The organism is Chromohalobacter sp., from assembly GCF_039830575.1.
In the GTDB taxonomy this organism is placed as follows: domain Bacteria; phylum Pseudomonadota; class Gammaproteobacteria; order Pseudomonadales; family Halomonadaceae; genus Chromohalobacter; species Chromohalobacter israelensis.
In genome coordinates, this window is sequence record NZ_JBDOOX010000009.1 from 381,122 (window position 1) to 405,441 (window position 24,320).

Sequence of the window (24,320 nt, forward strand, 5' to 3'; positions counted from 1 at the left end):
TGTTCATCTATGTTATGCAGTTGGCGCTTTGGGTGATCGGGTAACTTTAGCTTAGGAGAGGATATGCCAGCGTTGATAACTTGTAAAAAAGAACAAAGCAGCGAGCGTGCGCGCTATGGTTCGCGCCTCAACGCGATGAAGCCCTTGACAGTTGACGAGCCGACTCGTGCTGGCTTCATAGTTTTGGCTCTACTCGGCCGGTGGATCGAGCTGGACTACCCTGGCCTGGAAGGCATAACTTTTCAAAAGCACTGGTTACGTTACTCTGCAATTGATGAAATGCTCAACTTCATCCGAAGCCTTCCTTTTGAGCGAGGTGCTTACTATTTATCGGTTACCTACAGCAAATTGGTTAAACACGAAGAGCGCAAAGCAGCAGGGATGTTCTTCACGCCGCCAGAGGTAGCCCATAGGCTGATTTCAACCTGCGAAAAACTAGGCGTTGACTTAGGCGCAGTGCGAGTAGTCGATCCGGCTTGTGGTGGCTCTGCATTACTGTTACCGGCTGCTGTTCGAATTAATCAGTTGCTAGCCCGACGCGGCATAAAGGCTCGCGACCGAATTACTCACCTCCAAACCCATATCTCCGGCGGTGACATCGATGACGTCTTGAGGCGATTATCAGGACACTTCCTTCAGATGGCTCTGTATGCTGAGACTCGGGAAAGCGGAATGCTTCCAGAATTTTCGCTGCGGCGTCATGATTCACTGGCCTCCGAGTCTAGCGCTTTCATGGATTGCGACCTGGTGTTGTGTAACCCACCCTTCCGCAAAGTCACCGCGCAAGAAAAAAACAAGGTGCCGGAGGTTTACAGGCACTGGATGAAGGGTCAAGCCAACCTTTACGGCTACTTCATGGCACTATGTATGGATATGCTCAAGCTCGGGGGCATGGCAGCCATGATCACGCCGTCAGGCTTTTTGTCGGGCCATAGCTTTACACCACTGCGAAAGGGACTCGTTTCACACAATACGGTGCGCAACATTGCGCTTAGTCCAAAACGCGCTGCGTTGTTCATCGATGTACAGCAGGAAGTCGCCATCACCCACGTTGTGAAAGGGCGACGCTCTGGACGCCGCCCACAGGTCAAGGTGGAAACACTGTGTCGAGCGACACGGACCGAGGTTTTGAATAAGGTTCAACTCCCAGACGACGGACAGATCTGGGCGATCCCTCGCAACGCGGATGACGCGCTCATTCTAGAACAGGCAGCACGCTGTCCGGCAACATTAGCTGATTACGGTTACCGCGCGCGCGTGGGGCATCACGTCTGGAATCGTGATGAGCATCGACGTCCCCAATACACCAGTGCCGAAGATGCCCTTGCAGCCGGCGCCAGTGTAGTCCCGCTCATCTGGGCTGATCAGATTGCCCCGATGCGCCCTTTCAAGCCGTCGTGGGGTAATGCGCCTGAATATGTCCAAATGGTGCTGGATTGCAGTGGTGACAAGATGGATCAATGCACCAGGAGGCCGGCTGTTTTGATTCAAAGGGTGACTAATAATAACCAGAAAATGCGGATTGTCGCAGCGCCCATGAATCGTGATTTCATCTCACGTTGGAAAGGTTTTGCGGCTGAAAATCATGTTGTTATTCTTGAGCAAGTCTCCGAGAACCCTGCTCTTAATCCGAGCCAGCTGGCAGAATTGCTCAGTACAAATTGGATTAACCGGCAGCTGAGTTGCTTGTCCGCATCGGCTAACATTTCAGTCTTCGAGCTAGGTCATCTGCGACTGCCCAATCCTGACATTCTTCATGATGCGATCAATGCAAAATCCAGCGTAAGTCAGGCTCTCAAGAGAACGGTGGCGGCATGAAGAGAGTGCCGGATTTCGAAAAGTTGCAAGCTGCGCGCGAAGATAAACTAGAACAGAAGAAAAAGCTGCTGGAAAAAATATACAGTAAGTCCAAGAACAGTAAGCCTAAGAGGAAAAATAAAAAAACCAAAAATCCAGCTAAGGAGAATATACTATTTGAGGAAGGATTCCAGCCGCAGAAACCTTGGGCCAGCATTTTACCGAAGCCATTAGAAAGCAAAGCATCTTTTCCCGTGTTGCTCAGGGAGCATGATGATCAGCCGGTTCACCCATCTGATGCGCTGTACGCATTGATAGAACTCTATCGCTATTCCTCAGAACATCGTAGCCGTCATATTGCAATGTGTTGGCCGGCAGAAATAGTTCAAGCTGGCCTGGTTCATGCGCTGGGTACGATGCAAAATCAAGCCAATGGCGACAAAGTCGGAATTCGTGGTGCTCTGTTTCCCTGCAAAGCCAACGTTTTTTATGCCTTAAATCATTTGTGCTGGAATACTGATGATATTTTAGAAATTGTTCGACGCAATGCTGAAGATGGTATTGTAAATAATAATTGGGTTGCGCGCGGCAACCGGGATAAAGATCCTTTCTTGTTTTCTGTTTCAGAATTGAAAAAAACTGGCGATCCTAATTTTCACCCGGCCCTGACCGATATGATGCCCCACTTTTACTCCGGGGCTAGCTACAGCGGCTGGGCGGACTGCTCTCATCGTTTATTGGGCAATATCCTCGCCAGGGTTCGGCGTCGCAATGTCAGCCAGGCTTTCCGCAAGACTGCAAGTGAGGTTATGGGTAGCCCATCTTCGGCGCCGGATGCAATATTTGCGATTGATGGCCGTCTACCGGACTCCCAGCTCAAACGGGCAATCACCGATCTGTATACCTACGCATTGCAGCCGGACGTGGTACTGATTACATGGTCACTGAAGACACGTCTGGAATATCCAAATTGGAAAGCTATTACGACCAAGCTTGTCAAGACCATCGATCAGATTGCTGGTGAGAACAAGCCTGGAATTGTTTGCATTACGGATGACCCGCGCACTGGATTCCAGCTGCGGGATAACCTGTACGACATGGCTTGCCGGTCTGGCTCAAAGCCATTTCAGCTCCATGCAGTTGCCAGCCGGGTCGGTGGCGACAGTCTAGTGATTGACCAGCCCCCGCTTAAGGAGACGCGGCCGCTGACTTTCGATCTTCAGCTGGTGGATTCCGATGCAGATCGGTTGTGTCGCGACATTTACCGAGTAGCGAAAAACAATGACCTTGATACACTCGATAACAACCCTCTGGCCGAGGTTATCGGTCTAGTGTCACGGGTCTCTTCTCTGCCCTGTGGCTTGCGGGACCTGGATGATGAGATTCGAGAGGGCGAAATCAGCGAGCGGACCGCTCGTTTTTATCGCTGGCTTGACATTAAGGCCGCCGTACAAGAGTACCTCAAGACCGCACCGCTAAAAGCCGACGCCAGCCGGTTGCGGCAGGACTTGGATAAAGTCTCTGATATAATGGGGCGAGCGCATGAGGCCACGAATTTCGGGCTACGTCTGGCGAAGCTGGCGACCCATGCCGCCGGCTCAACGCACGTTATGTTGGTGTTTGAATCAGAGTTTCGGTGTCAGCTAGCTCGCCGATTTTTATCCCGCTATACAGGGTACCCGGAAGAGTTGGACTTTGAAGAGCTAAGACCACGTCTGCACTTTATCATGGCGCGGGACCTGGAGCTCGCACTAAAAAAGAAGCCACAGGCGCGCGTGGTTTTCGTGGGCCTGAATAATGAATCGACCAAGATAATATTGTGCAGCAATAGTATTCCTAATCACACCATCATTCTAAATACACACCGCTCAGCCCTGTTCCTTCGGGGAACTCTGCGGACTATTCTGGACCACTTTGAGGAAACTTACCGTCCCTTGAAAACCCGAATGAATTCACTCATTGATCAAACGCCAGACGGTAGTGAGTCTATTTCATTCATGAGCCAGCCCAGCGTCAAAATGCCTGATCTTCGAATTGAGCTTAGTGATGCCGTGTTTGACGGCCAAGATCTTGCAGATCAACCCAATGCCTGGCTGATACGGCTGGATAATCACCGTCTGTTGCGGCGGCTACCGGAACAGCGAGTTTTTATCTATGATCCACTATCCGAAGGTAGCAGTGGACACGGTTTCAAGGAGAGGGAAGTTCGTGATCTTAAGATCGGTGATCATTTGTTTGTTATGTCCGCAGAGCTGCGTTTCGAGCTTGATGAGTTGCTGCATAAGCACGACATTCACCTGCGTATCGACGATGAGAACTTTGAGGTCCGGCTGCGGGCTTATCACCAACGTGTCCACGAGCTGCTGAAAGAAAAGTTTCCCGAGCTTAAACTCACCGAGCAGGTTAGGGCATTGCGGTCTCAGATTTTGGCTGAGTATCCGCAGTACGCTGAGCTCTATCCACAGCCCGCAGCCATGCGGACCTGGATCAATTTAAAAGATTACCTCGACCGACCCATTGAGGAGCTACGACCATTTGCTCCGGCTCGCGAGGCCTATTTCAAAGCTTTCGCTCTGACACTGGGCATGGACGAAACCCAGGCAGCGGTGTTCTGGAGCCGTGTTATTCAGCCGTTTCGCTTCGCGCGGCGCACCGGTGGCAGAAAGCTCTCAGATGGCTACACCACCCTGCTACTTGAACCCGAACACCTCATGTCCCTGGGCCAGATAGCCCGGCGTGAGATCGAATCCTTAACCATCCACGCGCGCGAGCACACTTTCGTCGTGGATGATATTCAAAGAGGACAACGCCGGAATGACTGATCCAGTAACCCGCGTCGAACCTGCCGTAATTCCCAGCTTGCTCAAGGAGGCCGTGGCTGATGCGCTACTCGGCCAAACCTTTGCCCGCATCAGTGGCGAGGGCGAGAACGGGCGTGCAATCTATGGGCTGAAACCGCGTCAAGCATTGAGCTCTGGATTTCTACTTCCCCGACGGCGCCCCGAAGGTGATGATGAGGTGACGTCGCCAATTTGGATCTCCTCATTAGGCACGCAGTTCGAGGTCAACGCCCATACTACAGGGATTGTAAGGCTAACCCCGCGAGCCAGCGTGTACCTACGTGTGCTACCCACATTAGAAGAGTTTGAGCAAACTCCTCTGGGCAATCATCTAAGTATCCGCCAGGAAATCGTACAGCGTTATCGCTCACGCCGTGCGGAGTTAATCAAGGCATTGCGGGGCGAACTGGGCGATAAAAACCATCCGGACTGGAGTGCGCGCCGGGAGGAGATCGAGGCCCAGGCCTGGACCCACGCAGGGGTACCAGAAAGTCTGCGGAAGGTACTGGTTAAAACCGAAGGTACCCAAGATGCACTGGACGACGAAGAGCCTGATGATGACGGCGCCTCTATTCCGTTGCCTGAACAAAACCAAGAGGAACTGCACCGGGAAGTGCTTGCGCATCAGGCGCTATTGGAACCGCTGACCATTCCAGACAAATGGCAGCGGCTGGATTTTGACCTGCCCGATTTTGAAGTGGACTTGAACCAAGTCGACGAGGATCTAGAAGCCAGCATCGCTCTAGCCACAGGAGCGATGCAGACTGCAATCGAGCAGCAACTTGCTGATTGGGCCGCCAGCGACGAAGGCAAAAACTGGGGCTATCGTACCCGCCCCGGCTTACCAGTCTCTGCCGCTCTGGACTGGGCCCAGACTCTGGAGTCGCTTCGAGCACGCAAGGAGCCAGACGCACTACCTGTTATCCATCTTCGGTGGGAAGTGGAACGGACCCGGAATTTCCTCGATCCTAGTCGAAACAGCATCAAAATCACGCTGGAGAACGTCAGCGAGCCTCAGAATTACGTAACCGATACAGAGCACAGCTTGTTTTTGGCCGGTTTCCAAATGCAGTTGCCCTTTACTCTGCACGCTCCCCTAAAGCTTGCCCGCGTCAAGCCCAGCTATCGATACAATGCATACCTCAACTATCCCGCAATGGGCGTGAACAATGGGATGGAGTTGATCCACCGTGATGACAAACAGGTCACACTTCGGACCACATGGCGCCCGCGCTACGACCAACCACGCATCGTGCCAACTTCGCCCGACGGGGTGTCGCGGAAGATCCGCGCGCTGACCAAGCCCGAGGGTATCGACGGCTTAATGCCGCTTGTGCCGGCCTACACCCGGTGGATTGAGCAGACACGGGCGGATACTGATTACACGCAAGGGCTGCTGCCGACTGAAACGGAAGCACGCGAAAAGGAGTATGCAGCCTTTTCCAAGGACTTGGAAAACTGGGAGCGGGAACGCGATGCAATTGATGCGGGATTGAGGCTGCTGCAGGAGTCTCGTAAAGCTTGGTCGGCTCGGGGGCCACAGACCGATCCCAAGGCTTACGTTTTCGAAGCCTGGCTGGCCATGAACGAGGCCATGGCCAACTTCATGGAAAATAAGCTCAAGACTGATAAAGCAGAGTGGCGACTGTTCCAGATCGCCTTCGTTCTGGCGAGCCTTCCCGCGCTAGCTTCACGGATGGATGTGTGGCGTGATGAGTATTATGACCCCAAGCGCGACGATGCCGTGACGTTGCTGTACTTTGCTACTGGCGGTGGCAAGTCTGAGGCCTTTTTTGGCCTGCTTGTCTTTGCCCTACTGTTCGATCGACTCAGGGGCAAAAGGTTGGGGGTGACCGCTCTGGTGCGCTACCCTTTGCGACTGCTCACCATCCAACAGGCCCAACGTTGTGCGCGGGTGCTGGCGTATGCCGAGGAAGTACGGCGCAAACACGCCTATGGAGGACACCCGCTTTCTATCGGTTTTTGGGTCGGTAGCTCAGGCAGTCCCAACAGCATGAAGGCTGAGGGCATGCGAGACGTGCCAAAGATCAGCGACAAGCCGGCTGATGAAGCCACCGAAGAGTGCCTGCTGGAAACCGACTATCGCGCCGCCAGGACCGCATGGCGCAAGCTGCCGACTTGTCCCAAGTGCCATACTGAAACTGCACTTCGTCAATATGTTGCACATGGCGATACGATGCTGGGGCATTTCTGCATGAACACCACTTGCATGTTCAACGAAGGCGGAATGACGCCGCTGCCGTTCTACATCGTAGACGAGAACATCTATGCCCGAGCACCTTCTGTATTGCTGGGCACCGTGGACAAACTGGCCCTGATTGGTCATAGCGGCAACACAATCCGTCGAATCTTGGGCATGTTCGGGGCAGCGCCCTGGATTGATCCCAAGGATGAGCGGCTGGTCACGCCACGAGATGCCCAAGACTATCGACGCCAACCGAGCGAGAAAAATCTGGAAGGCATCGCCCCCGCTTACCCGGATGGTGTGGAGGTGTTTCATGACCCATTTCCTGCCCTCATTGTGCAAGACGAGGCTCACCTGCTGGATGAGTCGTTGGGCTCATTTTCGGGCTTGTTCGAGTCCACCCTTGAATCCGTCTTACGCGAGTTGGCCAAGCCGCTGGGGCAGCGCGTTGCCCGGGCCCCTGATGGAACTTTCCGTCGGGCCAAGGTCATTGCGGCCTCGGCGACCGTGAGTGAGCCGGATCGGCAACTGGAACACTTATATCAACGCAGCATCCCCGCGATGCAGTTCCCGGCCCCTGGCCCCTCACTTTACGAGAGCTTCTATTATAGCCCGCGTCCCGGGCAAGGCGCTGGCAGAAATGTCCACGCCAACCCAGAGGTGTCCAGCGAATGGGCCCGTGTATACATGGCGTTCATGACCAATGGCAGACCTCACACCTCCGTGACCACTGCGATTCTGGCAAACTTCAACCTGGTAATCACCGAAAACTTCCGTGCGTTGTGTAGTGCCGATGATGACCAGATCGATGCAGTACGAACTCAGTTGGCCAGCCATGTGAGCGATGGACCACTAGCTCAAATGCACCGCGAGGTTATTGTCAATGCCGACGAGAAGCACCTGGCTACCCTGATCGATCTGCACCGAGTCAATCTAACCTACGTCACCAACAAGAAAGGGGGCGACCAGCTGCTGGCGGCGCAGGCTGAGGAAACCCGGAAGTTGCATGATCGGGAAGGCCAACCGATCCTGGACCTGGAGACGCGCCTGATTTCCGGTGCTGTGGACCAGGGTGAGATTCAAAAGGTAATTGAAGATGCCCAAGATCGCGTTCCAACGGGGGCCGCCTTCAAGGAAATCGATGAAGAATTGCGCTCGGTGATAGCGACCTCAGCGATCTCGCACGGAGTGGACGTGGATGAGTTCAACTCCATGGTGTTCGCGGGCATGCCATCAGGCATCGACGAATACATCCAGGCTTCCTCGCGAGTGGGGCGCACCCATATTGGCTTTGTACTGTTAGTTCCTACTCCGCAACAGCGCCGGGACCGCCACATCGTGCATATCTTTGATAGCTATCACCGCTTCTTGGAACGGATGGTCCAACCAGCGGCCATTGATCGCTATGCCGAGAAAGCGGTAATGCGGGTACTGCCGAGCGTCATGCAAACCTACTTGCTTGGCGTCGTTCCTTGCGTGTCGATGTTGAGCACCCCTGACAAGAACCAACTGGAGATGCCATTTCAGTTGGGGCAGATCAACCAGGCCTACCGGAGCGGGGGCAAGCCCTACATGGATCGCATCGTCGGCTTTATCCAGCAAGCCATCGGCTTAGTCGAGCCTTATACCCCGAATGATCCGGACTACTACCGGAACATGATCGAGAGCTGGGCCCGAGAGCGAGTGAACGATGACTGGAGCAATCAGACCACTCTCACGGAGTCGGTGGAAAGCTATTTCCGTAGTCAGACGCGGACCATTCTCAAACCGATGATGTCTCTACGTGACGTGGACGAGATGGGCACAATCTTCGGTGGCCTGAAGCACAGTCAGCCTGCGGAGCATTTGCTGAATGCCATGGATGTCATTCGCGGCGGTACCGCCAACATAGAAGAAAGCGAGAACAGTTAGGAGCGCGCATATGGCACGTAATGAACCACAAAACGATTCGGTAAGAAAGCCGCCCAGCATGAAGCGCTCTCAGGGGCAGCTCGCCAACGCCTACGCACCGGGTGCGTTTTTCACATTCGAGGGAGGACGTGGCGCTTGCATGACCCGGGTGAACCCGAACGCGGCGGGGCATGAAATGATTCTGCAGCGCGAGCATCAGCAACAAATCATCGCTCGCCTGAACGAAGCCTTGCGTAGCTGGCTGGACCGGGCACGGGCAGCCCGTGGTGGAATTGACCCGGACAGCCTGTGCATGGACGATGCTCTGCTCAAGGATGGTCAATTGGAATTGCCGCCAATTGATTCACTGGTGTTCCTGCGGCCTGACACGGTGACTTATGAACCTGCGCCCTTGGCCTTCGTTTGCCGGCACTGCAAGCGCTTTGAACACTTCGAGAACATCCGGGAGCTTGATCGAAAAAAGAATCGCTTGAGCGGTCGATGCATGGCTCATGACGGGATGTGCCACTGGCGCCAGCTCGATGTAGTATTCGTCAGCCACACTGGCGAATTCGAGGTTCCGCAGCCAGGCCGGCATGCTTGGTCCCAGAGCGCTGGAGAGGTGCAGCGTTGGCATAAAACCTGCGAGCACTGTCATGGCGATCGGTTCTGCCTAGACACCACTTCTAGTCAGATCGGCAAGTGGTATTTCTACTGCGCCAAGCCGGGCTGTATCGGCCAGCGCTCCCGCCGGCACTGGCACCAATACTCGGCATATTTGACAGGCCACTACCGCGACCAAGCGACCGGTAGCCATGTGAACGAGTGCCGCATGGTTCCGCTCTCTTATCGCGCGAGCATGGTGCACTACGCTCAAATGGAGCGCTTCGTCTTGGTGCCAACCTCGCAGCAGCAGCTCCTAAACATTATTAACAGTTCTAATCCGGTGCTGATGCATGAATTCCTGGCCAGGCGCTTCCGATACCCTGGCGAAGAATACACCAATGAGGAAATTAAAGAACGTCTGGAACAGGCAGGCTTGAGCGAAGAATGGAAAAACTATAAGAGTTTACTCGAGACAGCCGAGTTGATGAAAGGCGATCAGGAGACGGCTCAGAGATTGCTTGCAATGGCTCAGGAGAAGCTGGATAGCTTCACTCAGAGTAATCCACCTATACTGGAGCCCCGTTATGAACTGCCAGACTCAGTACGGAGAGGGGTGGCCAACCGAGATGCGTTTACTGGTCGCTTCGATCCGTTTATGCTGGCTGTGGAGCACGAAGCGCTGGAGCGCGGAAAACTGAAGGTTGGTGACGCAGGAAACAAGCATACGTTTGTCCGCTTTACCGCCATGGACAATGATCTGTCCCCCAAGGACCCGACAAAAAAAGAAGCCCAGGAACGAGAAACCCGCCGCCTCATAGGTCAGATGGGTATTGAGGACATGGGTTTGATTCGCGAGTTTGATCTATGCCAGTTCACCTACGGCTATTCACGTCTGAGTTCGGGCCCACAGGCTGAGATTGGCAGCGAAATATATCCGACAAAACTACGAGTATTTGATCGAGTACGGACTGAGCATGGGCCACGTCGTCCCATCTATGTCATCACCCAGGCGAACGAGGCCATTTACGTTCGTCTGAAACCTTCTTCGGTGTATGCCTGGCTGGAGCATATGAATTTGGTGGACCTACCGAACTGGACACCGGGCGGCATCGACATCGGCGGGAAAATACTGGAAGTAGCGCAGCCTTTCGGACGCTTTTTTTCTTTGCTCAACCCTGCGCCTGCAAGTACCTATCGGTACGTCTATACTCTCCTGCATACTTATTCACATGTGCTAATGAAGGCTGTGTCGGAGAACTCTGGTCTGGATCTGTCCTCGCTGAGTGAGTACATCTTTCCCGCAGATCTAGCCTTTGTGGTTTACCGCAATGGCACCACCATGGACCTGGGCAACCTGTCGGCACTTTGGCGCAACGAGAACAATAGCTTCCTGGACCGCCTAACTGACCCGAAAATGAATCGCTGCAATTCCGGTCAGCTGTGCCCCGGGGCCTGTCCAGATTGCATTACGATCCCGGAGACCTCCTGTATTGCCTCTAACAACCTACTGTCACGCTCAACCTTGATCGGCGGCAAGGCACCGGCTTTTGACCAGACCCACGCCAATCAGCGTATTCCCGGATTTTTCGAGGTTCTGCTTGATGCTGTCGAGTGACAATGTTCTGACTTTCCGGGCATTGATGCGCCAGGGGCCTTTGGCTTGGAGCTTGTGTATTCTAGCAGCAGAAGGACGCTGGACGTACCAGATGGATTTGACCTCCCTTTGCCAAGCCATGGGCATGCCCAGCACGCAGCGTAATGCGCTTCATGTCCTGCTAAAGGATCTGGCGCCGCTGGAAATGGTTGAACAGCATGGTAAAGACTGGCAGCCGGCCTCAGACGTGAACTTCGCTAGCTGGGCCGCTCGCCTGGAAGGTGCACTTACCTACAAGGCCGAGCATGAAGCAGTCAACTCAGCAGAGATTGTTTTATCCCGTCCCCCTGAACCGAGTATATTCATTCAGAAGCTGATGAACGGCTTACGCTCCGACTGGCACCTGCTCGATACAGAGTCAATTCTCCCCGCACTCGCACAGGCAGCGCGTGAGCGTGCGGTGATCGTTTCTCCCTTCATTGATAATTACGGCATTCAGCGGGTGTTGAATTTCTTTCGGCAAACTCCGGCGCCAGATAAACGCCTAATTTACCGAAATGACAAAGGTGGGGTGCAGGAGGCTCTGAACGCCGCCCAGAGTGAGTTGGCCGATCTTGGGGTGCAGCTCCACTGTTATTACCTGCCGCTGCCAGAACAGGGCAATGAGAGTTTCCATGCGAAGATCCTTCTGGCTGATCGACATACGGCGCTGGTGGGGTCGTCTAACATGACGCGCTGGTCGATGCGTTACTCCCTTGAGTTAGGTGTCAAAGTCCGTGGGCAAGCCGCAGGTCGTGTCGCCGATGTCATTGATGCAGTATTAGCTTGCTGCAACTAAGGTAAGTTGAAAATGCTGTAGTAGTTAACAAGACTATGCATCTGACGGCGTTGACGTTTCGCGGGTGATGGCGGCTTTATATCATAGACTTTCCAACGGCTGTTCCTGGCGACAAGAAATGAGTATCACTGTGAAAGGAATTGATGAAATCGAGTGACGCATACCAGCTTCGTATGCTAACCACAACTTTCGCTAACCTACTGCTTCAAAGGCGAGCTCATGATTTCCCAATCCGGATTGGTTTCTTGTTGGGCCCTCCATCAAAAAACTTTTCCACAGCGTCTTTCTGTACCTTTACTCAAGGTGGCTACGAGTCTCGCCCCGGTCCGGCTTCTACGTCTCTGCAGTCCGCCGTTCTTGTGTACCCACACGCTCTTTCTGCTTATGCCGACATGAAATCGTTCCAACGCCGGACCAGGTAGTTGTGCTCGTCCATGACCGTATTCCACACGGCGATACGACTCATGCGTGTCAGGTAGTCTCCACCATCCCGAATTTCGCCTTGGTGAATCAATCCACTGGCCCCGGAGGGGTCATCAAGTTCCTCGGAGGCGGGCCTGCCTGCGTACCAGTAGTCCCATTCGGCGGGTGATAGGTGAGGGCGGGTAAGCTCCGGCGTGGAAATGTAGTACCCCTGACGAGCCATGACGGCACCGGGCCAGCCGGAAATCCACCAGTTGAGATAGTCATAGGCGGCATCGAGCGTACGGCCCTTTGCATGGCGCGAGATAGACATGCCGCCATACCAGGCACGGTAGCCTTCCATAGGTGAGGCCATGCGTACCTTGATATGGCGCTTTTTGAGGTTGGTCATGGCGGGGGACCAGAGGCTCTCGATGCCGACCCGGCCGCGGACCATGTCGGAGGAGGCCTGGTCTTGGTTGCTCCAGAACGTTCGAAAGTGCTGCTGGCGCTTGAGAGTGATCAGGCAGTCGATGAGGCTGTCGATTTCTTCCACGCTGAGATTGCCAAGATCCTTGAACTCAACCAGTCCAGCTGCCTTGGCCGCCATTGCTGCATCGATCGCGCCGATTGCGCTGTCGTTCTGCAGACTGACCATGCCTCGCCAGCGCCTGTCCAATAACCAGGCCCAGCTCTCATGATCGTGGCTCAATCCGTCAGGTAGCATATCCAGGCGGTAGCCGAAGCTATCGACGTTATGGCTAGCCGGCAGCATGGTTATATGCCCACTGGGGCGTGAGCCGCAGCTGCCATCGGGTTGTATATAAAGACGATCGACCGGATTGCTGCCAGCGCCGAGTGGTGCGTGGGGTGTCAGGCGTCCCGTCTTCGGCAAATCGTTGATTTTGTCCCAGTTATCTATGCGTTCAATGTCGATGGGCTGAATGGCGTTTGCTGGCCATACGAAATCCACGTTATGAAACCACTGGTCATAGATGTCGAAGCTATCCGGGGCGAGTACGCCGGCCCGTTGAGCGGCGACGCCGTCAAGCACATCAAACGTCAGCCGAATGCCCAGGTCGGCGCGCGCGCGTTGGCGGATGCTCTCCAGAAGCGTGACTGAGGTGCCCAGCACGCGAAGATTGACCGGGCCGCGTTGAACGTATGGCCCTTCCGAATTGGCTGAAGATACGGCTTTAGGCATGGGAGATCCTGGGGCACGGGTGGTCGCTCACGGTTCTCATGAAGGTGTCCAACGAGTCTGCCACGCGCATGGCCGTGATACCACGCGTGATAAAGATGAGCTCCGAGCGGTGGTCATCGTCGGGCCAGGTCTCGATGTGTTCTGGAGGGTGAACAGTGTGCTGCACGCCATGTAGTACGACCGGCCGATGATCATCCTTGACATGTAGAACCCCCTTGACCCGCATGATGTCGTTACCGTGGCGATTGAGGAGCATCGAGAGCCATAGGCCGAAACATGTCCAGTCCAGCTCTCCGTCAAAGGCCAGACGGAATGAGAGCATATCGCTGAGGTGACTGCTCTTTTCCGGATCCACCGTTTTGCGCCAGGGGCCCAGCCATGTTTTGGCCTGGGAATGGGTGAATCGCTCGAGGTGGGGACCACTGGCGAAGAGCGTGTCGCTGCACTGGTCCAGTGCTTCCCGCTCAAGGCGCTGTGCCGCCGGATTGATAGTATTCAGCAGATCATGGATGTGATCGATTCGCGATGTATCGACTAGATCGGTCTTGCTGATGACCAGCTTGTCGGCCACCGCGACTTGCGCCTCCCAGACTGGGTGTCGCTGGCGACTTTCGATAGCGTTGACGGCATCCACAAGTGTGAGGTTGGTCCCCGGGCGGAGGTGATGGCGTAATACGGGGTCGGCTGTAATGGTGGAGGCGATCGGGCCGGGATCGGCCAGTCCAGTGGTTTCCAGCACGACTCTCTGGAACGCGGGTATCTCGCCATTCTGTCGCTGCGATAATAAGCGCCGTAGCGCGTCCGACAGCTCTCCGCGGATCGTGCAGCAGACGCAGCCGCTGGATAGCAGCACAGTGTCTTCTGCAATCTCTCCAAGCAACCGGTCATCGAGCCCCATGTCACCGAACTCGTTGATCAATACGGCACTATCGCCGAAGGCCTCGCTGGCTAGGACCGATTTCAAAAGCGTGGTCTTGCCGCTGCCCAGAAAGCCCGAAATAACATGCACCGGCAGGAACGGGGGAGTCTCATTCATCGAAAGTCTCCTCATCGGGGAAGGGGGCGTCTTTGGAAACGCCGGTCAGCCAGTCAAAGCGGCCAGGAATTCCGTGTCCAGGGGATCAAGCTCGCGTCCGCTCAATTGCTCGGCCTGACGCCAGATACCGCCTAGATCCTCGACGATCTCCCGTTTGCCGGTGGCGGAGGCGAGAACAAAGCTCGACGCTTGAAAGTCCTCTATCACCAAGCGGCGCGGGCCAAGTACTCGGTTGATCAACTTGGCTCGATAGGCTCGGGCCCGGCGACGTTCGTGGTGGGCTTGTTCTGGGTCCTCGATATGAGTACTCCAGTGGTTGTCGCCGCTAAATGCGCCACAAAGTCCGCACATGGAAGCTCCTTGAAAGTGAGGCGTCTTGTTGCCGAATTAATGATCAGCACCGAGGTATTCATCGGCCGCCAGTGCCACCCGCAAGAGAATTTCGTCTCCGCCACTGGGGGCACTGAGCTGAATGCTGGTGTGCTGCTGATTTTCATCGACCCCGCTCGGCATCGCGATTGCCGGAGAGTCCAATAGGCTGGCCACCATGCTGAGACGTAGCGTGGCAAGATTGATCTCGGCAAAGTATTCAGAATCAGACTCCAGCGGTCTCAGGAATGGGGCGGCGTGTGCAACGGTAGGAGTGAGCAGAATCGCTCCCGCCAGATCCTGGCGTAGGCGGTTCTGGAGCGCTTGGCGCTGGCGATAAAGTGTCACGACGCTATCCGGCGTCATGCTTCGCGCGGCCAACAGTCGTTGTCTCACCCGTGGGTCCATGCGGTCGGCCTCGTCACGCTCGAGGAGCCCCCGGTACTCGGTATAGGCTTCTGCAGCGCCCAGCCAGCCATGCCTCTGGATGAGGTTCAGTGTTTCGCCGACGCTGGCGATGGGGCGCCTGATCACATGAAAACCGGCCTGGGCCAGTCGCTCGGCGCTGTTTTCCAGATTTTGTCGTACCCCGGGCTCTAGGCGTTCGTCGTCGAGGCAGGTCGTGTCGAGCACGATCACCGTATGTCCGGGATCCGCCGGCTCCCGAGTCTGTATCTTCTTGCCGCGCAGGAGGTCGTCGATGGCCAGGCAGTCCGACAGGGACGACGCGATCGCCCCAATGGTGTCGAGAGTCTCGGCGAGGGGGGTGACACCATGTCTGTTGTGACGCGGTTGGGAAGGGCGGTAGGAGACCAGGCCGTTGAAGGCAGCGGGAATGCGCAGCGACCCAGCGGTATCGGTCCCGATAGCGGCCGGGACGATACCCTTGGCTACGGCGACCGCCGAACCCGAACTCGAACCGCCGGGAACTCTGGGTTCCGATCCTGCCGGCGTGTGGTGCGGAGTGCCATAGTGCGGGTTCAGACCAAGGCCGGAGTAAGCTAGTTCGGTCAGGTTGGTCTTGCCGATACACACCATGCCGCTCCCCGAGGCATGACGAACCGCCGTGGCGTCGCGTGTGGCAGGCGTCTTGGCGAGTACCCGGCTACCGGCGGTGGTCAGCGTGCCGGTGATATCGAATAGGTCCTTCCAGGCCAGCGGAACACCATCGAGGGGGCTCAGGGGGATGCCGAGTTGCCGGCGACGAGCAGCCGCCTCGGCTTCCGCCAGAGCGCGATCCGGCGTCAGCGAGATGAAAACCGCGTCGCTGGCCGTAGCCTCGTCCAGGCAGTGCTGTGTTAACGCCACCGGGTCGATGTCGCCGTTCTGGATGGCTTGGCCAATGGCTAGGGCGGTGCGTGGAAAAGCATCCATGAGTTGTCTCCGGTCTTACGGGCGTTAGATGGTCGATATCCGCTAGTACTCAACGATCCTCACGCTTGAGCGCCGAGGCAGGAATGTCATCGGTAGTCAGGCGCTCGAAGCGTTGGTGCTCGGTATAGACCCAGTTGCGCCCTACGGATGTAGCCAGGAAGCGGTCATCGAAATCGGAGACTAGCTCTTCCTGAGGGTAGTGGCGAAGAATCCAAGTTTTCATTAGCACCAGATACACCACGAGAGCTGTCACGAAGCCAACGGCATAAGCGTATTCAAGAAACACCAAGGCCATGGTACCGCCCACCACCCAGGCGATGATGCCGGCTGGATTGAAGCCGTTGGCAAAGCGGAACTGGCCTTCGGCTTCAAAGAGAGCGGGCACGTTGAGACGCCGGCGTCTCAGAAGATAATAATCCGCCACCATGATGCCACCGACGGCCGAGAGTACGGCGCCGTAGTAACTGAGGAACGTGAACAGATGGTTGAGTATCAACCAAGGCATTGAGGCGGTCCCGATCAGGCCTGCAATGACCAGTGCGACTGGATAGCTGATGCGTGGAGCCCCAGCATTGACGAACGTGAGTGCTGCGGGGATCAAATTGGCTGCGTTGTTGGTGGACCACTGAGCGAGAATCACCATCAGCAGTAGTGCGACCAGAGTTAGGCCTCCGCCCTGCCCCTGAATGACAGTAACTGGATTCCAGTCGCCTGCAGCGATGAAGGAAACCCCGCCAATCAGGGCGATCCAGGCTTGCGTGGCGGGCAGCGCCAGGAACTGGGCGACAAACACGTTGCGATTGCGGGTGAAGAAGTTTCGTTCACCACCGGGTGCACGCAGAAAGCGCGTCAGATTGGGGATGTCTACTGCTAGTGCCGACCAGAAGGCCATGTTGGCAAAGAACAATCCCAGAGCCGCGACGTCTTGGTCGCCCACGAAGGTCCAGATATTGATGCCCTGTGTTTCGGCCAGCACGTCGAGTGTGAAATACATCCACACCGAGATAGCCACGATGCAGGGGGCCGCTATGGAAGCCAGCATTTCCACGGCTCGAATGCCAAGCGCGGTGTTGGCGATCTGCACGATAGCGAACAGCGTGTACCACAAGATCCAGTTATCGAATCCCCACAGATATTCGACGATGCCGTTGAGAGCCAGCGCGCCGAGGTAGGTTTGTACGCCGAACCAGATCGCGGCGACGATACCGCGCGACACGGAGGGCAGGTGAGTGCCTTTGATACCGAAAGGTGCACGCAAGTAAACGGCGAAAGAGAGACCATGTTCTGTGCCGATATCTGCCGTTAGGCTCATGACGACACCCAGCACGAGGTTAGCGAAGAAAATGATGGCTACCACATGAAGTAGCGGCAAGCCGGCGACGCCACCAGCGCCAAGCTGAAAGGTCGCGATAATGACTGCCATGCCGATCCAGAGCCAGATAAAACCGAAGAAACCGATGGTTCGCTGGTTGAGCCAAACCGGCAAGATGGCGGCTTCGAGCAAGTGTTGACCAGCGCCGCTGCTTCCGACGGAGCTGCTGGAGTCGTGGATGTGTGATTGATGGGCCACTGCTGCGTTCCTCGAGATGTTGTGTGTTTGTTGTAAGGCGCCATCGTTCGGTAGCGAGGCCACCAGGTACGCCATTCGAGAATTGTAGTATGGATACAAAGATCATTTTTTGCCAAGGGCTGATTGGCCTAGCTTTGTGATTCTGGGCTCTCTGCTCTTTTCAAGTTGCTGTTTTATATAGAATTTTATTTTTATCCCGATATTATGATCCAAGAAAAATGACGAATGGTTCCACTGGTCGTTTTTCTTGATCTCGAAAGGATTGGGGGGAAGTGTCAAAATAGGTGGGCGGGCGTGATGGCTCGTCGTGCGTCGGGTGGGTCGAGTCAGGCATGCGCGAGGTGCGAGTCGATGAGTTCAGGGAGGAGTGGGTGCTGGCCACTGCAGACAGTTCGAACAGGCGGCAGGAGGGGCGTGCTCCTCGTTATGTCATGATCCAGGAGACATTGCGCAAGGCTATACAGGCGCAGCGTCTTCCTTCCAATCAAATTCTGCTCGAGGGGCCTATCGCGCGGCTGTTTGGTACCAGTCGAGGCCCCGTTCGCAAGGCACTGGAACTGTTGCATGAACAGGGGTTGATCAGCCGTTTTGAGGGGCGTGGCTTTCTGGCGACGCCGGACCCTGAGTCGGTGAAGCCGGTGCGCGATCCCTTGACACCCGAAATGCTTGGCCTGGGAGTTGATGAGCGGCCTGTCGTGGACACTCGGTCGGCGGCTGATCGCATTTATGTCCAGGTGGAGGAGGCCGTGGCCACCTGCCTGGCCTTCGGTCACTTTCGCATCATCGAGACCGTGCTGAGTGAATATCACGGGGTCAGTCGTACCGTGGCCAGGGAGGTGCTGGGACGGCTGCGGAACCAGCGTCTGATCGAAAAGGATCGCCATTCGCACTGGTTGGCCGGCCCATTGACGGCTCAGGCGGTGGCTGACGACTATCAAATTCGCGTGCTGCTGGAGCCGGCGGCGCTCAAGGTTTCCGGTCCTCTTCTGGATCGCGCCGAACTCGAGGCGATGCGAGATGAGGTGCAACGCCTGATCGACCATCCAGAGCTTCAGAATGCCGCCGCCATCACTCGGCTGGAGCAGGATCTGCATCAGCGCTGCCTTCGACTTTATCCCAATCGCAAGGCTCGCGAGATGATCGCTCAGAGTCAGCTTCCCGTGATCGTCAACCGCATCTTCTTTCAGACGCTGGGTGTGCCACCAGACGAGCCGCTGTTGATGGAGCACAAGCTGGTTCTCGATCATTTGCTGTTCGGCGCCTTCGATGCAGCGGCCTCCAGTCTGCAGTCACATCTTCAGGCAGCTGCCGAGCGTTCCCGCCGTAGGCTGAAGGTATTATCGGTCTTCCCCGAGCCAAGCCTGCCCCCTTATCTGCTCAAGATTACCTGAGCCCCCCCCCCTTGCGCTTCCCGCTTTTCCTCTTGGGCGCCCTTAGTGATGGGGCGCTTTGCCGTTGCTGCCCGCTGTAAGCATAAAAATGACTTTTGTACCCAACTTATAAAAGATGGCCTTCGTGGGAGGGTCCGCCTGCTTGCGTTACGTGGAAAAGCCGAATAAGCGTTTGTGCCATGTTCGAATTTTCACCTGCTTTGTCAACTGGTTTTGCGGTTTTCATCCATTATTTTCCATTTTGTACAGTGTTTTTAACTGTAATCTGGTCAGAGGATGATGGAGCGGTGTTAAGAGGTGGTGGTAGGGTTTCTTGACAAAAATGACCTTTGTATCCAGTCTTCAATAAGTCGACGGCCTCGACGGCTGTCGTCATCTGCACAAGCACCCCCTATCCAATACTCAACAACGAGGTGTTCAAGATGGCTAAGAAAGAGATCCTCTGCGCATTTGGCGTCGACGTCGATGCAGTAGCTGGTTGGCTCGGTTCCTACGGTGGCGAGGATTCGCCCGACGATATTTCCCGCGGTCTGTTCGCAGGTGAAGTCGGTGCGCCACGTCTTCTCAAGTTGTTCGAGCGCTATGGCCTCAAGACGACCTGGTTCATCCCTGGTCACAGCATCGAAACCTTCCCGGAGCAGATGAAAGCCGTCGTCGATGCTGGTCATGAAGTTGGCGTCCACGGCTATAGCCACGAAAATCCCATCGCCATGACCCGTGAGCAGGAGCGTGATGTGCTCGATTACAATATCGAGCTGGTGACCAATCTGTCCGGCAAGCGGCCCACCGGCTACGTGGCACCTTGGTGGGAATTCAGCCCGGTGACCAACGAGCTTCTTCTGGAGCGCGGCATCAAGTATGACCACAGCCTGATGCACAACGATTTCCATCCTTATTACGTGCGCGTAGGTGACTCTTGGACCAAGATCGATTATTCCAAGCCCGCCAAGGAGTGGATGAAGCCTCTGGTTCGAGGAGAGGAAACCGATTTGATCGAGATTCCTGCCAATTGGTATCTCGATGACCTGCCGCCAATGATGTTCATCAAGAAAGCGCCCAATAGTCATGGTTTTGTCAGTCCCCGCCACCTTGGCGAGATGTGGCAGGATCAGTTTGATTGGGTCTACCGCGAGAACGATTACGCGGTCTTCACCATTACCATTCATCCCGACGTATCGGGACGCCCTCAGGTGCTCATGATGCTCGAACGTCTTATCGAGCACATGCAAAGCCATGAAGGCGTGCGTTTCTGTACGTTTGATGAAATCGCCGATGATTTCGCCGAGCGTAACCCGAAGAAATAACCCTTGAATCTTTTCTGAATCACCATACAACGACAATCGAAAAGAGGGTGAAGTCGATGGCCGAGCCAACTTCAAGTGCTCCTTCACAAGGGCTTCGCGGCAGTGCCGATGAGCCATGGAATAGAGTTATCACCAAGAAACAGATCGGCTATGCCTCATTGGTCTGCTTCGTTGCTTGGGTGGCGTCGGTCTACGACTACACCCTGTTTGGTACGTTGTTGCCTGTCATTGCCGACGACTTTGGCTGGAGTACGGCTAAGGCTACAGCGGTCAATACCTGGGCAACCATTGGGGTATTTGTCGTGTCACTGGTGGTCGGCACTATGCTCGACCACTTCGGGCGCAAGAAGTCTCTGATTCTGTTGGTGATCGGTGGGGCGGTCAGTTCCGGGTTGTCTGGGATTGCCATTGGCGCTGCCTCGCTGGTCATCATCAGGGCCTTTTCCGGCTTCGCGGTTTCCGAGGAAGTGGTCAATGCCGTTTATCTCAACGAGATCTACAAGAAAGCCAAAGGGCGCGGTTTCATGTACAGCCTGGTCCAGAGTGGCTGGCCGGTTGGAGCCTTGTGCGCTGCGGGGATGACTTCCCTGTTGCTACCCGTGGTGGGTTGGCGTGGCAGTTTTTTCGTTGCTGCTTGCGCCTCGATCATCGTCATCGTGATGGCATTGAAACTTCCTGAGTCGCCGGTATTCGCGGCGATAAAGGAAGTTGAGCGTCGCCGTAAATCTGGGGATGCCGAAGGCGCCGCGAAGTTGGCTGCCGAGCACGATGTCGAGGTCAATACCGGTAATAACTTGGGCCTGAAAGGGGTGCTGGCGCCGGAGCTGCGTCGTCATACCATTTCCTTGTCGCTGGTCTGGTTGTTCAGCTGGATGGCGATTCAGGTCTTTGCTGTCTTGGGAACGACGGTGCTGGTGGAGGCTAAGGGCGTCAGTTTCGAAAGCTCCCTGTACGTACTGATCCTTGCCAACGCTGTGGGCTTCGTGGGTTACCTGTCCCACGGCTGGGTAGGCGACCGCATTGGCCGCCGCAACACGGTGTTGATGGGCTTTCTGCTTGGTGGTGCAGCGAGTCTCTTGATGCTGCTTGGCCCTGCTAGCGATGGTTTTGTCTATCTGATGTATGCCATCACGCTGTTCTTCTTGTTAGGGCCGTTCGCCGCCATCCTCTTCTATATGGGAGAGTCCTTCCCGGCTCATGTTCGAGGTACTGGAGCCAATGTGGCGCATGTGATGGCACCGGTAGGGGCCATCGTGGGATCGGGACTGGTCTCCATGCTTTTGACGATGGGGCTCACCATGACTTGGGCAGCCATTATCGCTGGCTCTCTGCCGTTGCTCCTGAGTGGGCTTTTGATGTTCGGCACCCGGCATGTAGACCATCGTCAGCACGATGAAATTAAGGAGGCCATGGCATGAATGCGTTGACACGAGACGACGGCCTGGCGGGCAAGGTCGCAATCATTTCCGGTGCGGCTAGCGGGATTGGCCAGTCCTTGGCAGTCAGCTATGCCCAGGCCGGGGTCAAGGTGGTGGCGGGATATTATCCCGGCGATCCACACGACGTAGAGGAAACCGTAACAGCGGTGAGCAAGGCGGGAGGAGAATGCGTGGCCGTGGCAGTGGACGTGCGTAATGGCGATCAGTGTGATGCCTTCGCGCGGGCGGCCATCGATCACTTCGGTCGTCTGGATGTTGCTGTGGCTGCGGCCGGTATCCTTCGTCAGGCCTCCCTGGAGGAAATGTCGGATGAAAATTGGGACGACATGCTGTCGGTGGATCTCTCTGGCGTAATGCGTCTGCTTCGGAGTGCCGCTCGCACGATGACGGGACCTGGGGCCATGGTGGCAGTTTCCTCCATCGCTGGGGGTGTCTATGGCTGGAATGATCACGCTCACTACGCGGCGGCCAAGAGTGGTCTTATGGGGTTGGTGAGATCGCTGGCAGTGGAACTGGCTCCCCGCGGGATACGTGTCAATACCCTGATACCAGGGCTGATCGAGACCCCGCAGTCGCTTGATCCGGTCAACTCGTTAGGCCCCGATGGCTTGGCATCTGCTGGTGAGAAAATTCCAGCGGGGCGTGTGGGGCGTGCCGAGGAAGTCGCGCGCACCATACGGTTCCTCACCAGTGACGATGCGTCATACGTGACTGGACAGCAATTGATTGTCGATGGCGGGCTCACCGTACGTTGGCCGAGCTGAACGCTTGATAAGGGAGGCGAGGCGGTCGTCTCGCCTCCGGCTCTTACGAGACGGGATAATCTCATGACACAAAAACTCCAGGGAAAAGTCGCCCTCGTGGTAGGTGGCGCCAGTGGTATCGGCCGTGCCATCGCTGAATGTTTCCATGCCGAAGGAGCAACGGTTGCTCTGGCTGATTTCAATCTCGAGGCTTGCCGCCAGGTAGCCGATCATCTCGGGGCTCGTGTCACGACGCATGGCGTGGACGTGTCTGACGAGGAAGCGGTAAAAGTCATGGTGGGCGATGTTGTGAAGTCCCATCGAACTATCGACGTGCTGGTCAATTGTGCCGGTATCCTGGATGAGACCCCCTTGCTGGAGATGTCCACCGAGACCTTCGACCGCATGATCGGCATCAACTTGCGGGGTGTCTTTCTGGTTAGCCGTCAGGTCGCGCCCCACATGGCCGAGCGCAGGCGTGGGCGGATCATCAACATTTCATCACAGTTGGCGTTGAAGGGGGGCGTCGGGCTTGCCCATTACTGCTCAGCGAAAGCTGGAGTGCTGGGGCTGACCAAGGCCATGGCCCACGAACTGGCGCCTTTCGGGGTGCTGACCAATGCCATCGCCCCCGGGCCGATCCTGACGCCGATGCTGGAGGGGCTGAGCCCGCAGTGGATCGCCGACAAGGAGGCCGAGCTGCCGCTGGGTCGCTTCGGCAAGGCCGAAGAAGTAGCTCCAACGGCCCTGATGCTGGCCGCCTCGCCAGACGGCGATCTCTATGTCGGGCAAACTCTCGGGCCCAATAGTGGCGACGTGATGTAGTCGGTCGGGAGCGCGGCGATGCTGGGTCTGTTGTTCGTCAAGTGGTTTTCCACTGCTGTGATAGTGGTCGGCGTATCCATGGCAGCAGTGAGGTTAGGTCCTCGCCTGGGTGGTGTTCTGGCTGGTACTCCCATTGTGCTGGGGCCGGGATATTTCTTCATGCTGAATGAGCAGCCTCCGGCTTTTGTCGCCGAAGCGGCACTGGGATCGCTGCACGCCATGCTGGCGACTTTGACGTTCTGTCTGTGCTATGTGCTGTTGGCTGGCTGGTTCGGCGCTTGGGGCAGTGTTGCCCTGGCGATGGTCGTCTGGCTGCCGGTGGCCGCGGCCGCTGCGTCATTGCCGGGGGGAGTGGCATTGGGATTGGCCGCGTTCCTGCTCGCCATGCCATTGGCGCTACGTTTGATGCGTTCCTTGGGCCTCGCTCGCGACACGGTGTCGGAATCGCCACGTTGGAGTGATTTGCTGATGCGTGGCACGCTCGCTGGAGTTATCGTCTGCCTGGCCACCGTGGTGTTGGACACCATCGCGCCCGCCGTCTCCGGCGTCGCCCTGAGCTTTCCCATCGGCATGTTGACTATTGCCTTGACGCTGCACCAGCGCCACGGGGCCGGCGTGGCCCGCGCCACCCTGGCCGATACCCAGCTCGGGATGCTTAGCCTAGTGGCCTTTAGTACCGTGATGGCAGCCTGTGTCGAGTCTCTTCCTCCGGCGCTCGTCTTCGTGCTCGCCTTGGTCGCCTCTCTTCTTGTCAGCGCTCTGTTGTGGTTTCTCCCTCGGTGGCTGCCGGTCACTGCATCCCGGGATGATCCTGGCTTGCTGTGATCGGGACATAAGACTGATAGGGAAATTCATCCCGGATAATCACTTTTGAGCGTGGTTTCATGGCAGG

16 protein-coding genes are annotated in these 24,320 nt (G+C 56.2%); 11 read left to right on the forward strand and 5 right to left on the reverse strand.

Annotation, left to right across the window (positions count from 1 at the left end; genetic code table 11):
- Positions 1-63: 63 nt before the first annotated feature.
- The 5 genes from ABGX75_RS08725 (at position 64) to ABGX75_RS08745 (ending at position 11,771) form a co-directional block, all read left to right on the forward strand.
- Positions 64-1,818 carry an N-6 DNA methylase gene (locus ABGX75_RS08725; protein WP_347410753.1) on the forward strand — a complete coding sequence of 585 codons (1,755 nt, stop codon included), beginning with the start codon at positions 64-66 and terminating at the stop codon, positions 1,816-1,818.
- Complete coding sequence (locus ABGX75_RS08730) at positions 1,815-4,619, forward strand: hypothetical protein (protein WP_347410754.1); 2,805 nt, start codon at positions 1,815-1,817, stop codon at positions 4,617-4,619. The genes ABGX75_RS08725 and ABGX75_RS08730 overlap by 4 nt, the downstream gene beginning before the upstream one ends.
- Positions 4,612-8,754: a helicase-related protein gene (locus tag ABGX75_RS08735; protein WP_347410755.1), complete on the forward strand. Its 4,143-nt coding sequence runs from the start codon at positions 4,612-4,614 to the stop codon at positions 8,752-8,754. The genes ABGX75_RS08730 and ABGX75_RS08735 overlap by 8 nt, the downstream gene beginning before the upstream one ends.
- A gap of 10 nt (positions 8,755-8,764) precedes the next feature.
- Entirely contained in the window at positions 8,765-10,954 is a 2,190-nt protein-coding gene (locus ABGX75_RS08740; RefSeq protein WP_347410756.1) for a hypothetical protein, read from the forward strand.
- 91 nt (positions 10,955-11,045) lie between these two features.
- Positions 11,046-11,771, forward strand: coding sequence for a phospholipase D-like domain-containing protein (locus ABGX75_RS08745; protein WP_347411448.1), 726 nt, complete (start codon positions 11,046-11,048; stop codon positions 11,769-11,771).
- Between the two features lie 382 nt (positions 11,772-12,153).
- Here ABGX75_RS08745 and ABGX75_RS08750 read toward each other — a convergent pair whose 3' ends face one another.
- The 5 genes from ABGX75_RS08750 to ABGX75_RS08770 are packed head-to-tail and all read right to left on the reverse strand — an operon-like array spanning position 12,154 to position 17,726.
- Positions 12,154-13,377: an extracellular solute-binding protein gene (locus ABGX75_RS08750; protein WP_133694595.1), complete on the reverse strand. Its 1,224-nt coding sequence runs from the start codon at positions 13,375-13,377 to the stop codon at positions 12,154-12,156.
- The gene (locus tag ABGX75_RS08755) at positions 13,370-14,413 is read right to left on the reverse strand and encodes a GTP-binding protein (protein WP_347410758.1); all 1,044 of its coding nucleotides are present in this window, start codon (positions 14,411-14,413) and stop codon (positions 13,370-13,372) included. Before ABGX75_RS08755 ends, ABGX75_RS08750 begins: the two co-directional genes overlap by 8 nt.
- 45 nt (positions 14,414-14,458) lie before the next feature.
- Positions 14,459-14,764 (reverse strand): hypothetical protein, encoded by a 306-nt coding sequence (locus ABGX75_RS08760; protein WP_133694591.1) that lies wholly within the window; start codon positions 14,762-14,764, stop codon positions 14,459-14,461.
- A 36-nt stretch (positions 14,765-14,800) separates the two neighbouring features.
- The gene (locus ABGX75_RS08765) at positions 14,801-16,156 is read right to left on the reverse strand and encodes an amidase family protein (RefSeq protein ID WP_347410759.1); all 1,356 of its coding nucleotides are present in this window, start codon (positions 16,154-16,156) and stop codon (positions 14,801-14,803) included.
- 49 nt (positions 16,157-16,205) lie between these two features.
- Entirely contained in the window at positions 16,206-17,726 is a 1,521-nt protein-coding gene (locus ABGX75_RS08770; RefSeq protein ID WP_347410760.1) for an NCS1 family transporter, read from the reverse strand.
- 332 nt (positions 17,727-18,058) lie between these two features.
- Here ABGX75_RS08770 and ABGX75_RS08775 point away from each other — a divergent pair, with 332 nt between their 5' ends.
- From ABGX75_RS08775 to ABGX75_RS08800, 6 genes are all read left to right on the forward strand, one after another.
- On the forward strand, positions 18,059-19,117 hold the full coding sequence (locus ABGX75_RS08775; RefSeq protein ID WP_347410761.1) for a GntR family transcriptional regulator: 1,059 nt from the start codon (positions 18,059-18,061) through the stop codon (positions 19,115-19,117).
- 422 nt (positions 19,118-19,539) lie between these two features.
- Positions 19,540-20,421, forward strand: a complete 882-nt coding sequence (locus tag ABGX75_RS08780; protein ID WP_133695900.1) for a polysaccharide deacetylase — start codon at positions 19,540-19,542, stop codon at positions 20,419-20,421.
- 56 nt (positions 20,422-20,477) lie between these two features.
- The gene (locus ABGX75_RS08785; protein WP_347410762.1) at positions 20,478-21,839 is read left to right on the forward strand and encodes an MFS transporter; all 1,362 of its coding nucleotides are present in this window, start codon (positions 20,478-20,480) and stop codon (positions 21,837-21,839) included.
- The gene (locus tag ABGX75_RS08790; RefSeq protein ID WP_347410763.1) at positions 21,836-22,624 is read left to right on the forward strand and encodes an SDR family NAD(P)-dependent oxidoreductase; all 789 of its coding nucleotides are present in this window, start codon (positions 21,836-21,838) and stop codon (positions 22,622-22,624) included. The genes ABGX75_RS08785 and ABGX75_RS08790 overlap by 4 nt, the downstream gene beginning before the upstream one ends.
- Before the next feature lie 63 nt (positions 22,625-22,687).
- Complete coding sequence (locus ABGX75_RS08795) at positions 22,688-23,428, forward strand: 3-oxoacyl-ACP reductase family protein (RefSeq protein ID WP_133694576.1); 741 nt, start codon at positions 22,688-22,690, stop codon at positions 23,426-23,428.
- A gap of 18 nt (positions 23,429-23,446) precedes the next feature.
- Positions 23,447-24,253, forward strand: a complete 807-nt coding sequence (locus tag ABGX75_RS08800) for a hypothetical protein (protein WP_347410764.1) — start codon at positions 23,447-23,449, stop codon at positions 24,251-24,253.
- Positions 24,254-24,320 lie beyond the last annotated feature (67 nt).

Coding starts and splice junctions, on each gene's coding strand:
- ABGX75_RS08755 (WP_347410758.1), bottom strand. CDS start 14,413: ATGAATGAGACTCCCCCGTTCCTGCCGGTGCATGTTATTTCGGGCTTT.
- ABGX75_RS08800 (WP_347410764.1), top strand. CDS start 23,447: ATGCTGGGTCTGTTGTTCGTCAAGTGGTTTTCCACTGCTGTGATAGTG.
- ABGX75_RS08760 (WP_133694591.1), bottom strand. CDS start 14,764: ATGTGCGGACTTTGTGGCGCATTTAGCGGCGACAACCACTGGAGTACT.
- ABGX75_RS08780 (WP_133695900.1), top strand. CDS start 19,540: ATGGCTAAGAAAGAGATCCTCTGCGCATTTGGCGTCGACGTCGATGCA.
- ABGX75_RS08785 (WP_347410762.1), top strand. CDS start 20,478: ATGGCCGAGCCAACTTCAAGTGCTCCTTCACAAGGGCTTCGCGGCAGT.
- ABGX75_RS08730 (WP_347410754.1), top strand. CDS start 1,815: ATGAAGAGAGTGCCGGATTTCGAAAAGTTGCAAGCTGCGCGCGAAGAT.
- ABGX75_RS08745 (WP_347411448.1), top strand. CDS start 11,046: ATGGATTTGACCTCCCTTTGCCAAGCCATGGGCATGCCCAGCACGCAG.
- ABGX75_RS08735 (WP_347410755.1), top strand. CDS start 4,612: ATGACTGATCCAGTAACCCGCGTCGAACCTGCCGTAATTCCCAGCTTG.
- ABGX75_RS08795 (WP_133694576.1), top strand. CDS start 22,688: ATGACACAAAAACTCCAGGGAAAAGTCGCCCTCGTGGTAGGTGGCGCC.
- ABGX75_RS08765 (WP_347410759.1), bottom strand. CDS start 16,156: ATGGATGCTTTTCCACGCACCGCCCTAGCCATTGGCCAAGCCATCCAG.
- ABGX75_RS08750 (WP_133694595.1), bottom strand. CDS start 13,377: ATGCCTAAAGCCGTATCTTCAGCCAATTCGGAAGGGCCATACGTTCAA.
- ABGX75_RS08725 (WP_347410753.1), top strand. CDS start 64: ATGCCAGCGTTGATAACTTGTAAAAAAGAACAAAGCAGCGAGCGTGCG.
- ABGX75_RS08740 (WP_347410756.1), top strand. CDS start 8,765: ATGGCACGTAATGAACCACAAAACGATTCGGTAAGAAAGCCGCCCAGC.
- ABGX75_RS08790 (WP_347410763.1), top strand. CDS start 21,836: ATGAATGCGTTGACACGAGACGACGGCCTGGCGGGCAAGGTCGCAATC.
- ABGX75_RS08775 (WP_347410761.1), top strand. CDS start 18,059: ATGCGCGAGGTGCGAGTCGATGAGTTCAGGGAGGAGTGGGTGCTGGCC.